Here is a 12685-nt window from a genome sequence, read left to right as displayed (position 1 = left end):
AATCTACCGATGCACAAATCGCGGGAGTCGGCTTTCTCGCCAACGTTCCACACGCGAGTCCTCGCTGCTGAGCGTCATCACCGACGCATTCGTCTGGTCCACGAAGAACTGCCGGTGCGACAATCGTCCGTCATGGCGACGGTCGAAATCAAACGCACGTGACGGATGGGGTCGCACGTCGCGCTGGATTTCCTCGTCGGATCGCCTCGTCAGCTCGTTCCCACTTGTTTCGTTCCTATCGATGACCGCTCGGGCGAATCCGAACCGCGAACAACCAATCCGCCAACCAGACGATCGGAATCCGCCGCCAACCAAGATGTCATGACCAAGGATGCCCGTCGGGGCATGGCGGATTCACCGAACACGTTCAGTTTCAAGACGATGGGTCCTCGAAGTGATGTCTTTGGCCGCTTGAGCCTTGTGGCGAAACGCAGCAGCGAGGCCGCTCGCTTCACAGCCGACTGTCGTCGCGGTGCGTAGGACTGGAATCGCCCGTCTTCGCAAAACGAAACAACCAACTGGGTGGGATGATGGATGGCGGTCCTGAAATTCACCCGGCGGGTTCTCGCGGAGAGAATTTGGCGAACCGCATGGGCGAATCTTATCATTCCCGAATCGCTCTGTCGCCCCGAAACAAAAAGAAGTGACGCGAACCAATTCGTCACGCTGGACTCGCGGATTCGATCAAGCGATCTCGGCAAACAGAGTGTGTCAGTGAAGTTAGAGCGACAATTGAGCGTTGCGGATGACTGTCGCAGCGAATCATTTGTTGGACGCCCCCCGGGACTCAGCGTTCGCGAATTTGGGCTCAGAAAACAGACCGCTTGCCAGACATTAACGATGAGGTAAACAGGGAGCTGTGGGCGGTTATCAAAAGATACCGATTCTGCGGCAAAATCCGACCGAGCCATGACATTTTTGGCTGCGCCATCAAAGAAACGTCGTCATCCTTTCCATCCACCTAGCAGAGTTATATGCTAGGAGGCTAGACGACCCAGACTCACTATCCTGCCTCGGCGAGCCAACGCACCAACAGACTTCCCACCCACTCACTGCCTACCCGATAAGTGGCCACGTCTCCAACGGCCAACCGATCGGATTCCTGCGCCCGAGTCCGTATGTTACGCAAATCAGAGAAACCTGATTCAACGACCCGCGAGTCGCAAGAGACGCGATGGAAATCGCTCGCTCACTTGCTCGCCGATCGTGCTGCGCGACATCCCAGTCGGCCGGCATTGACGTTTTTAGCCGACGATCCCAGCGGCAACGATCCATCAGAAGTCTCCGTCGAAACGACGTTGACCTACGCGGAATTGCATCGCCGCGTGCGAGCCGTCGCGACTCGTTTGCTTCGCGACACCGGAGCCGTGGCGGGTGACCGAGCCATGTTGTTGTTCCCGCCGGGACTCGAATTCATGATCGGGTTCATGGCTTGCGAAATGGCTCGATTGGTACCCGTGCCAACCAGCTATCCCAAACCCGGCCGCGCGATGCCTCGGCTGGATTCCTCGGTCGCTGATTGCCAACCCACGGTGCTGATCAGCGACACCGAAACCATCGAAGGCATCGATCCGCATCGCGTTTCGGCACAAACCGCGGCCCTGCCCAAGATCGCAACCGACGCGTCGATCGAAACTGACTTGGCATCCGACGAGAACGATCACGACTTGCCGTTGGATCAAATCCAATCGAGCGATTTGGCGTTGCTGCAATACACCAGCGGATCGACGAGCGATCCAAAAGGCGTGATGGTTTCGCACCAAAACCTGCTGAGCAATTTGGAAACGATCCGCCAAGCGTTTGGAATCGAGTGGACCGGTGACGATCGCGACGATTACGAACGCGGTTTGTTCTGGTTGCCCCCCTTCCATGACATGGGTTTGATCGGCGGGATCTTGGAACCGCTGTACGTCGGCGGCCACGCGATCTTGATGTCGCCCCGTTCGTTCTTGGCTCGTCCGATGCGATGGCTGCGAGCGATCTCGGATTACAAAGCCACCATCAGCGGTGCTCCCAACTTTGCCTATCAACTTTGCGTGGATCGCATCGAAGCGGCCCAAGCCGAATCGCTGAACTTGCGAGGCTGGGAATTGGCGTTCTGTGGTGCGGAGCCGATCAACGCGGACACACTGAAACAATTCACCAATCGCTTCGCCAAATCGGGCTTCCGCGGCGAAACATTCTGTCCTTGTTACGGTCTGGCCGAAGCGACCTTGATGGCGTCTAGCTGTCGGTCCGGTCAAACGCCCAATCTGATCGACGTCGACAAGGATGCGTTGGCTTTGGGAAAAGGCAAGGTGGTTCGCCAAACAACGCTGTGCGAGGCGTCCGCTCAACCAACCGAAACCAACAACGAAAACACTCGGCAACTGGTCAGCTCCGGCAGCCCCGCACACGCGATGACCGTGTTGGTGGTCGATCCGAAAACCAAGCGTGTTTGTGATCCCGGCGACATTGGTGAAATTTGGCTTTCCGGTCCGTCCGTCGCATCGGGTTACTGGAAACGAGACGAAGTCAACGCCGAGGTCTTCGCTGCGAAGCTCGCTGACGATGACGCCGACGACAAATTCCTTCGCACCGGCGATTTAGGCTTCCTGCATGATGGCGAGGTTTACGTCACCGGGCGCAGTAAAGATGTGGTGATCCTTCGTGGTCGCAACTTGTTCCCGCAAGACATCGAGGCAACGGTCAAAGGCTTGATCCACGCCGACGTGTTGCAATGCGTCGCCGTTGCCACCAGCGGTCGTACCGGCGACGCCTTGGCCATCGCCGCCGAAGTTTCGCGACACGTCGAATCGGAAGAACTTCCCGACATCGTTCGCCACATTCGACGTGCGGTGATCGACGAACACGAAGTGGACGCTCGCCAAGTCCTGATCACTCGGCCAGCCGCCATTCCACTGACGACCAGCGGCAAAGTTCAGCGACAACAATGCCGCGCCATGATCGAGTCCGGTGAGCTGACCGCACGGTATCAATGGTCACGAAATCGATTCCAAGACGATTCGGAATCGGTGGCGATGCCAGAATTGCCCACGCGAGTCACCCAAGAAACGATTCCCGAAGCCACCGAACAAATCACGGCTTGGTTGCTGGCATGGTTGTCCGGACACAGCGGCGAACAGGTTCACGAGGACAGCAGCGTCGAACGAGAATCCTTGACGCCGCAAACGCCGTTCGCTGAAACCGGAATGGATTCACTGACGGCGGTCGAGCTCAGCAGCGAACTGGAAGATTGGCTGGGCATTGAGCTGACCCCCGTGTTGGCGTTCAACTACCCAACGCCGGAACGCTTGGCGGCTTACTTGGCCGAAACATTGGCCGGCGGCTCGCCCGACGATGGTCACGTCGCGGAGACGGACGTGGTCGACGAGATTCATTCGGACATCGAAGCGTCAGACTTGTCTCCCGAAGAACTGGAAGCGTTGCTCAGCGAGATCGAAAACGACGCGTAACCTTCCGCCACCACGACGGTGAGCCAAACGGGAATCCAAACGGCCGCCGCATCTGAAAACCGACCAATGGGTGGACTGGTCAAAGCAACAAACGCGATGTTGCTAAGCCAATAGCTGAGCGTGATCACGGTCAGCGTCGCCAGTAAACGCCATCGCCCGGCATTCATTCGCGTGGCCAAGGTTGCCTCCGAAGACTGCGACAGCAGACGCCAGCATCCCCAGCAAAGTGATGCAATGCCAAGAAGTGCAACGCCGAAGAAAATCGGGTGCATGATGGTGTCCGCGAGCGATCCCCACACACCGCGCCGCACGGCCAAAGCGAACCATTTCGCATAGCGTGAGGGATATTGGGTGACGATGGTTTGATCCATTCGGGCAAGCAATTGATGCTGGCGAACTGAATCAGGCTCCAACTCCGCAGCTGCCGGAATCACCACCATGTAGGTCATAGCGTCCCAGCGGTTTTCGATCGTGGTGTACGAATCCGCTCGTTGTTCAGCATTTGGAACGGGCCGCAAATCCAAACCATCCGAATATTCGCGATCCGCAGCGGCCATCTCGACGCGGCGATCCGCGATGTTGGCCCCCAATGTCCCCAGGTCACCTGGCAACGATTCCAACTCGTCGGCATCCAACAACTGAGTCGTGACCGCCGCCATATTCTGATGACCGAATGGCAAAAAGCCAAAGTCGCTCACCGCGGCGAACCGGAAACCGCACCAAGCCAACACCATGACCACCGGTACGACGGCGACCATCGACGCTTCCACGAAACGTCGCGAAACCAACGAGGAGGGTCGGCCCAACACGATGAGGACCGACCAAGGAATCAGAACCAGATACGCTGGGCGAATGAAAATCACCACCGCCGTGAATGTTCCGATCAATGCCAGCCACTTCCCGTCGGAAGCAACCCGGTAGGTCCGAAGCAGCAAGACTCCTACCACGACGGCCAACGACATCGCGGGAGCATCGGTCGCGATCGTGTTGACGTGATCCCAGAACGTGCAGCCAATCGCGAGTGACGCCGCAGCGACGATGGTCGCCGTTCGCGTGGCTCCCCAAGCTCTCAGTTCACAGGCAAGCAGTGTCACCGCCATCGCTTGCAACGCGATGTGAATCAAAACCATTGTTTGGTTCGCGTTGCGTTCGCCTACGATTCCTGACAACCGGAGCAAGACCGGGTAGCCTAGCGTGCGAATTTGCGAAGCGACGGTCTCGGCAGACTCAAACGAGTATTCGGTGTAGCTCGGCGAGTCGGGAACTAAATGGGGCGCGAACCGATTCGTCGCCCAACATGTCCCCATCAGGATGAAGAAAGCTGCCAGAAACGTCAGAAGAAAGCGTCGCATACGACTAGCTTAACCAGATGGCGGACCAACGCGACAAGTCGGCATCGAGAGATTCCGTCCGGCAAGCCAGCCACGCCATACCAGCGATCCCATGCCAGCACGACTCGCAAGCAATCGCTGGCACCGCCATTTCCCAAATCCGCGGGCTGGACCACAACACCCCACGCTGTTACCAGACGACGTCCCTTTCATTACCTTCGCTCCATCCCCATCATTGCAGGCTCGGTCCGACGAATCGCGTTTGACCATCTGCCACCAAATCGCCTTCACACATGATCACGGCTCTCAAGGAAGTACTTCGCGTCGCGATTCCGTTGATGGTCAGCACCGGCATGTTTTCGCTGGTCCTGTTCGTCGACCGCACGCTATTGCTGTGGCACGAACCATCTCAAATGGGCGCCGCGATGGCGGCCGGTAATTTGTTTTGGGTGTCGGTTTGTGTTTTCGTTGGCATCGCTTCGATGACCAGCGCCATCGTCAGCCAGTACATCGGCGCGGCCCAGCCCAAACGAGTGGGGCAACTCCTGTGGCAATCCGTTTGGTTCGCACTCGCGACGAGCCCATTGTTCATTCTCATCGGCGAATTCGCGGAATCCCTGTTTCGTTGGACGGACCAACCGGAACACTTGATCCCCATGCAAGCGGTCTACTTCCGCATTTTGATGTGGGGCGGCGCGGGGGAAGTCTTGCAAACGGCACTGTCGGGTTTCTACAGCGGCACGCATCGCACGCGAACCATCATGCTCGTTTCGCTGGCGTCCGGTTGTCTGAATCTCGTGCTCGATGTCGTGTTGATTTTCGGCCTTGGATCGCCTTCTCCCGAGACCGGCCAACGTTTTTTGGAACTGGGTATCGCGGGCGCGGCGATTGCAAGCACGCTTTCGTTCTGGTTCAAAGCGGTTTGCTACGCCGTTCTTCTGATGAAGCCCATTGAACGGGAACGCTACGGGATCTTTCGAGGCATTCGGCTGAATCGCCGCATGATGAAACGTTTGATCTACTTCGGCTTGCCCGCCGGATTGATGTACGTCACCGAAGCAGGTGGCTTCAGCGTCATCGTGTTGCAGATCGGACGCCTGGGCGACGTCCCACTACAAGCCACCACCATGGCGATCAACTTCAACATGATCGCTTTCATACCGTTGGTCGGCATGTCCATCGCGGCATCGGTTCTTGTCGGCCAGCACCTGATTCGGTCCGGGCCCGGCAATGCAATTCGATGCGTCGTCGCGGCGTTGCTGGTCGGCTGGGGCTACTCGTTTGTTTGGGCCATCGCCTACGTGTTCACTCCCGGTGGTTTGATCGCGTTGTATTCCTTGTCGCCGACGGGAGTGGATAGCGAAGCCGCGTTTGCCATCGCGGAAACATTGCTGGGCTTTGTCGCGTTGTATGTGATCCTGGATGCCACCCAATTGATTTTGGCCGGCGCATTGCGAGGTGCCGGGGACACTTGGTTCGTGTTGATGGCGGGACTGACCGTGTCTGTCGGTGCAGTGATCATTGGTGTGTGGTGGCAACCATCCACCGGTCGATTCCAAGACCCCGGTGCCGCCCCCGCGGCCCTGAACGCATTGGATTGGTGGTGGTGGGTGATCACTGGATGGATCTGCACGCTAGCGGCGGTGATGGCCGGGCGCTTTGCTCAAGGCAAATGGCAACGCATGCGGATGGTCTGATAGCCATTGCGTTCTCGACAACTGCGTTCTCAAAACCGCGTTCTTAAAAACCGCTTTATCAAGAACAAAGAGCAGCCAATTTCACTCGACCGAACCATTACTACCGTTCGTCGGAGCCGCCGCCACGGCTTCCCACTACGGTTTTGGTACGAGCATTGCTAAACTATCGCTCAAGAAGCTTTTTTCGACCAACAAAAGGATTCTTGCAGTGACTTCGAACACTTTCGGTGCGCGCCAAACGTTTGAAACGGGTTCCGGTACCGCCGCGATGTATCGTTTGGAAGCTTTGCAAAAGCAGGGCTTGGGACAAATCGATCGTCTTCCGTTTTCCATTCGCGTGTTGCTGGAGGCCGTGCTCAGGAACTGCGACGGATTCCAGATTCAAGAAGAAGACGTGAACAACCTGGCCGGTTGGCAGGCTTCTGACGTCGCGTCGCACGAGGTCCCTTTCAAACCTTATCGCGTTGTCCTGCAAGACTTCACCGGCGTGCCCGCCGTCGTGGACCTCGCGGCGATGCGTTCGGCAATGCAACGCATCGGAGGCGATCCCAACAAGATCAATCCACTGATTCCAGTGAACTTGGTCATCGATCACTCTGTCCAAGTCGACTTCTTTGGCAGCGACGGTGCACTCGTTCAAAACGTGGAACGCGAATTTGAGCGGAACAAAGAGCGATACGAGTTCCTTCGTTGGGGCCAACAAGCATTCAACAACTTCGATGTGGTTCCCCCGAACGTCGGCATCGTGCACCAAGTCAACCTGGAATACCTCGCTCGCGTCGTTGCCATGGGAGAGGACGAACAAGGCCCCGTGGCGATGCCCGACACATTGGTTGGCACCGATTCGCACACCACGATGATCAACGGTTTGGGTGTTCTGGGTTGGGGCGTCGGTGGCATCGAAGCCGAAGCCAACATGTTGGGCCAACCGCTCTACATGCTGATGCCCGAGGTGATCGGTTTTGAACTCACCGGCGAACTCCCAGCGGGGGCCACCGCAACCGACATGGTTTTGCGAGTCGTCGAAATCCTTCGTGCAGAAGGCGTCGTTGGCAAGTTCGTGGAATTCTTCGGAACCGGCATGAACACGATGAGCGTTGCCGACCGCGCGACCATCGCAAACATGGCTCCCGAATACGGTGCGACGATGGGCTTCTTTCCCGTCGATGACCTGACGCTCGACTACCTGCGTCAAACAGGACGCAGCAAAGCCAGTGTGGAACTGGTCGAACGTTACTGCAAAGAGCAGGGTTTGTTCCGCTTGGACGACGGTCCGAAACTGAACTACACGAAAACACTGTCGCTCGACCTGTCGACCGTTGAACCAAGTTTGGCTGGTCCCAAACGACCGCAAGACCGCTTGGCACTCGCCGAAATGAAGCGAGCGTTCAACGAGTCCCTGACGGCACCCGTGGGAGCGTCCGGGTTTGGCCTCGCCCCCGAGGACCTGAAGCACACCGGGCACGTCTCCAGCGACGGCGCTAGCACGGACATCACACACGGTGCCGTAGTGATCGCCGCAATCACCTCATGCACCAACACATCGAACCCATCGGTGATGGTCGGCGCGGGCTTGCTGGCCAAGAAGGCTGTTGAGAAAGGCTTGGCGGTTCCGTCGTATGTCAAAACGTCGCTGGCCCCCGGCTCTCGCGTCGTCACGGACTATCTGAACAAGGCCGGATTGTCGGACGCGCTGGATAAGCTCGGCTTCAACACCGTCGGCTACGGTTGCACAACCTGCATCGGAAACTCAGGCCCGCTTCCCGAGCCCGTTGCCGCGGCGATCGAAGAAGGTGACTTGGTCGCGTCCGCCGTTCTGTCGGGCAACCGCAACTTCGAAGGCCGAGTCAATCCCCTGACCAAAGCCAACTATCTCGCCAGCCCACCGTTGGTCGTTGCCTACGCTTTGGCAGGAACGACAGACATTGACCTGGTGACGGAACCGCTCGGAAAAGACACCAACGGCGACGATGTTTATCTGAAAGACCTCTGGCCATCCGCCGACGAAATTCGCGACACGATTGCGTCCAGCATCCAGCCCGACATGTTCACCAGCGAATACGAGGCGGCGGTGTCCGGCAACGACATGTGGAACGCGATCGAAGCCGCGGGCGGTGCACTTTATCCTTGGGACGATTCCAGCACCTACATCCACCACCCTCCGTTCCTGGACAATGTCACCGGCGAAGCGGTTCCGGACATCACGCCGATTTCGGGCGCGAAGGTGCTGGCGTTGCTGGGTGATTCGGTGACCACGGACCACATCTCCCCGGCGGGAGCCATCGCAACCGACGGTCCCGCGGGTCGCTACTTGCAAGAGAACGGTGTTCCCGTTCGAGAATTCAACTCGTTTGGTTCCCGCCGTGGAAATGACCGAGTGATGGTGCGAGGAACGTTTGCCAACATTCGTATTCGCAACCAGCTCGCTCCGGGCACCGAAGGCGGCGTGACGCGTTACTTGCCGTCCGGTGAGACGATGAGCATCTATGACGCGTCAATGAAATATCAAGCCGACAACGTTCCGCTGGTCGTGTTAGCAGGTGCTGAGTATGGAACCGGAAGCAGCCGAGACTGGGCGGCCAAAGGCACCTTGATGTTGGGCGTCAAAGCCGTGATCGCCACCAGCTTCGAACGCATTCACCGCAGCAATCTGGTGGGCATGGGTGTGCTGCCTTTGGAGTTTGCTGATGGCGGTTCTTGGAAATCACTCGGCCTGACGGGCGAAGAATCGTATGACATTCCTGGCCTGTCCAACGACCTGGAGCCACGTTCGATGACGACCGTGATCGCGACAGCGGAAGACGGTAGCAAAACGGAATTCCAATGCCGCGTCCGCATCGACACCCCGGTGGAGTTGCAGTACTACCAAAATGGTGGCATCCTGCCGACTGTGCTGCGAAACCTTCGCGGCTGATCCGCCGGCATTCGTGCCTTCCTTCGGCAATTGACCCAACGTGCTCCATCGCGCCCCGCTGCATTGGCTCTATCTCAATGTTCTCGTCATCGCGACGTGCGGATTGATTTATGAGTTGTTGGCGGGGACGCTGGCGAGCTACTTGCTTGGCGATTCAGTCACTCAGTTCTCGCTGATCATCGGTGTCTATCTCTCGGCACTCGGGTTTGGTGCCTGGCTGTCGCAATACGTGACGACCAAACTGGCTCGCGTCTTCATCGAAGTCGAGTTGGCATTGGCGTTGCTCGGTGGATTCTCGACGCCGCTTTTGTTCCTTGCATTTCCCGCCATCGAATGGTTTCGATGGCTATTGTTTGGCAGCGTCATCGTCATCGGGACGCTGGTTGGACTCGAGCTGCCGCTGCTGATGCGGATCTTGAAAGAACACCTCGATTTTGACGAACTTGTCTCGCGAGTTTTGGCGTTCGATTACCTGGGTGCCTTGTTTGCATCACTACTGTTTCCAATTTTTTTGGTCCCGCGTTTGGGCTTGAACCGCACCGCCATCGTCTTTGGCATTCTGAACGCACTCGTTGGGTTGTGGGGCACTTACTTGCTACGCCCGTTGCTCTCCAACAAAGGCTTGGACGGTTTGCGAGGCCGTGCGTTCTTGGTGATCGGAATCTTGATCGCCGGCTTCATCAAAGCCGATTCGCTGACAAGCTTGGCTGAGGAAAACACGCTGGGCGGGCGCATTGTGTACGCCGACACCTCGCCGTTCCAACGCATCGCAGTAACGCAAACGGACAAGGGCTTCCAGCTTTACCTCAATGGTCACCTGCAATTCAACAGCGTCGACGAATACCGCTATCACGAGGCGCTCGTGCACCCGGTGATGTCAATTTGCGATTCGGCCAAACGAGTGTTGGTGCTGGGTGGGGGAGATGGATTGGCGGTGCGTGAAATCCTGCGGCATGAGCATGTTGAATCGGTCACGCTAGTCGATTTGGATCCCGCGATGACTCGGTTGGCGAACCAGTTCGAACCGCTCGCCGAGCTGAACCACAACGCCCTGCAAAACGATCGAGTCACCGTGGTACATCGCGATGCATTTCTCTGGGTGGGGGAGGGCGATGAGACTTACGATGCGGTGGTCATCGATTTCCCTGACCCAGGAAATTACTCCATCGGAAAACTGTACTCGTCGAGGTTCTTCCGTTTGCTTCGGCAACGGATGACGGATGACAGCGGATTGGCGATCCAGTGCACCTCACCACTGGTGGCCCCCAAATCATACTGGTGCATTTTGCGAACGATGCAGGAAGCGGGTTTTGATGTCACGCCCTATCACGCGCCGGTGCCAACCTTTGGAATTTGGGGATTCGCGTTGGCGAAGAAAACGGCCGTGAATGACGAGCCGAAACCGTGGCAGTTGCCTCCCACGCTGCCCGGAGAATTGACCGAGCTACGGTATCTCACCAATTCCACGCTCGCGAGTCTGTTCGATCTGCCGGCAGATCAGCAACCGCTGGATGTTCCGGCAAATCGTCTGAACGACCAAATCCTGGTCCGGTTCTACGACGAAGAATGGAGCCAGCAATGACCGCCGGCGCAAAAAACTCTTAGCGCAGCGGCGCGAGCCGCCCGGTGCCACACTGTCCCTCGACACCACCCAGTGTCTCGACAACACCCCGCCACACACCCTCAAAACTACGACATCAACGCCGTCACAGCTTGAGCCTTCACCAACTCTCGAGGCTGGTTCAGGTGGTTGTAGACGATCGTTTCCGGATGAATTCCGAAGCTGTGGTAAATTGTTGCCAGCAACTCGCCTGGGTGCACAGGATTCTCCACCGGAGCTGAAGCGGTCTTGTCACTCTTGCCGTACACGAACCCACGTTTCATCCCAGCCCCCGCCACCACGGCGGTGTAGCAGTACGGCCAGTGGTCGCGGCCATCGTCCGAATTGTTGTTGCCTGATGTGCTGACACCACGTTGCGGGCTGCGACCGAACTCGCCCACCGCGACCACCAGTGTTTCCTCCAGCATGCCGCGTTGATCCAGATCTTCGATCAACGTGGTCAGCCCGTTATCCAACATCGGTGCCGACTGTTTTTTCATGCGATCGGACAAACCCGAGTGGTGATCCCACGAGTGGTTGTTGCTGTTGGCGACCTTCGGCCAGATGACCTCCACCACGCGGGTGCCGGCTTCGACCAGACGGCGAGCCAGCAAACAACTCTGTCCAAACGTGTTGCGTCCGTAGGCATCGCGAAGCACGTCGTCCTCCGCGGAAAGCTGAAATGCGTCTCGTGCTCGTCCGGACAGGATCAACGACAAAGCCCGATCGTAGTTCTGATCCAACTCGAACTTTTCAACCGCTTCATTGATCACCGGCATCTGGGCGTTGAGTGCCTGACGCAAGTTCGCTCGCCGTTGCAGCCGAACATCGAAGACTTCATCGCGAAGCGACAGATCATCGGTACGGATGCGTTGCATCTTCTCCATGTCCATGTCGTCGCCGGGTGGATACAGCGTGTAGGGATCAAACGCTTTTCCGAGGAATCCCGCGGTGCCGCCTTTGCCGACCACGTTGGATTCCTGTAACGGACGAGGCAACATCACGAACGGCAACATGGGCTCCTCGATCGGCTTCATCTTGACGATGTTACTGCCAAAATTCGGAAAGTCCTTCGGCGAGGGCGGTTCCAATTGCCCGGACGGACTGACCTTGTCCGTCGTGTACCCCGTCATCATCTGGTAGATCGCCGCGGTGTGGTTGAACAATCCGTTCGGAGTGTACGACATCGAACGGATCATCGTGAACTTGTCATTCACCTGCGACAGACGAGGCAAGTTCTCAGTGAATTGAACTCCGGGAATCTTCGTTGAGATGGGCGAAAACTTGCTTTTGACGTTGTCCGGCACGTTTTCCTTGGGATCCCACAAATCCAAATGGCTGGGACCTCCTTGCAAGTAGACCATGATGATCGACTTTGCTTTTCCCCAACCGGGACCACCGCCATGATGACCATCTTTTGGCCCGGTCGCTTCCGCTGCGGCAGCCTGTTGCGATTGCAACTGGATCAACTGCGGCAGAGACAAACCAAACAACGACGCCCCGCCGATTCGCAAGAACGCTCGCCGGGTTTCACCCAACTGGGGATCACAGAGATCTTTGGCTCGCGGGCCTTTGAAGGAGAGCATGTCGAGTCCTCAGCGGTGAGATAGAACGATCGTGGGCGGCGTTGAATGGAAAGACGTTGTGAAAATGACAAGGAAGCAGAATCCGGATGAACGCGGCGTCCT

The 12685-nt window shown here is 57.5% G+C and carries 7 protein-coding genes; 5 read left to right on the top strand and 2 right to left on the bottom strand.

Translation table 11 applies throughout. The features are described 5' to 3' along the window. The first annotated feature begins 9 nt into the window (after positions 1 to 9). Positions 10 to 162, top strand: coding sequence for a hypothetical protein (locus tag LOC70_RS07070; protein WP_230252813.1), 153 nt, complete (start codon positions 10 to 12; stop codon positions 160 to 162). A gap of 956 nt (positions 163 to 1118) precedes the next feature. Next, positions 1119 to 3455, top strand: coding sequence for an AMP-binding protein (locus tag LOC70_RS07065; RefSeq protein ID WP_230252811.1), 2337 nt, complete (start codon positions 1119 to 1121; stop codon positions 3453 to 3455). On the opposite strand, the gene LOC70_RS07060 is transcribed toward LOC70_RS07065, so the two are convergent. Beyond that, on the bottom strand, positions 3377 to 4807 hold the full coding sequence (locus LOC70_RS07060; RefSeq protein WP_230252810.1) for a hypothetical protein: 1431 nt from the start codon (positions 4805 to 4807) through the stop codon (positions 3377 to 3379). The genes LOC70_RS07065 and LOC70_RS07060 overlap by 79 nt on opposite strands. Positions 4808 to 5079: 272 nt before the next feature. On the opposite strand from LOC70_RS07060, the gene LOC70_RS07055 reads away from it, so the two are divergent. The 3 genes from LOC70_RS07055 (at position 5080) to LOC70_RS07045 (ending at position 10979) form a co-directional block, all read left to right on the top strand. Further along, complete coding sequence (locus LOC70_RS07055; RefSeq protein WP_230252809.1) at positions 5080 to 6483, top strand: MATE family efflux transporter; 1404 nt, start codon at positions 5080 to 5082, stop codon at positions 6481 to 6483. A 208-nt stretch (positions 6484 to 6691) separates the two neighbouring features. Beyond that, the gene (acnA, locus tag LOC70_RS07050) at positions 6692 to 9397 is read left to right on the top strand and encodes an aconitate hydratase AcnA (RefSeq protein WP_315857211.1); all 2706 of its coding nucleotides are present in this window, start codon (positions 6692 to 6694) and stop codon (positions 9395 to 9397) included. A 40-nt stretch (positions 9398 to 9437) separates the two neighbouring features. Continuing rightward, the gene (locus tag LOC70_RS07045; protein ID WP_230252808.1) at positions 9438 to 10979 is read left to right on the top strand and encodes a polyamine aminopropyltransferase; all 1542 of its coding nucleotides are present in this window, start codon (positions 9438 to 9440) and stop codon (positions 10977 to 10979) included. Between the two features lie 107 nt (positions 10980 to 11086). Here LOC70_RS07045 and LOC70_RS07040 read toward each other — a convergent pair whose 3' ends face one another. After that, positions 11087 to 12583 carry a DUF1501 domain-containing protein gene (locus tag LOC70_RS07040; RefSeq protein WP_230252807.1) on the bottom strand — a complete coding sequence of 499 codons (1497 nt, stop codon included), beginning with the start codon at positions 12581 to 12583 and terminating at the stop codon, positions 11087 to 11089. Positions 12584 to 12685: the final 102 nt, after the last annotated feature.

The organism is Rhodopirellula halodulae, from assembly GCF_020966775.1.
GTDB lineage: Bacteria > Planctomycetota > Planctomycetia > Pirellulales > Pirellulaceae > Rhodopirellula > Rhodopirellula halodulae.
Note: the sequence above shows the minus strand (reverse complement) of the source record. Positions and strands in the feature narration are given on the sequence as shown.

Bases quoted from the DNA above. Each gene is read 5' to 3' on its own strand.
- LOC70_RS07070 (WP_230252813.1), top strand. From the start codon at position 10: ATGCACAAATCGCGGGAGTCGGCTTTCTCGCCAACGTTCCACACGCGA.
- LOC70_RS07065 (WP_230252811.1), top strand. From the start codon at position 1,119: ATGTTACGCAAATCAGAGAAACCTGATTCAACGACCCGCGAGTCGCAA.
- LOC70_RS07060 (WP_230252810.1), bottom strand. From the start codon at position 4,807: ATGCGACGCTTTCTTCTGACGTTTCTGGCAGCTTTCTTCATCCTGATG.
- LOC70_RS07055 (WP_230252809.1), top strand. From the start codon at position 5,080: ATGATCACGGCTCTCAAGGAAGTACTTCGCGTCGCGATTCCGTTGATG.
- LOC70_RS07040 (WP_230252807.1), bottom strand. From the start codon at position 12,583: ATGCTCTCCTTCAAAGGCCCGCGAGCCAAAGATCTCTGTGATCCCCAG.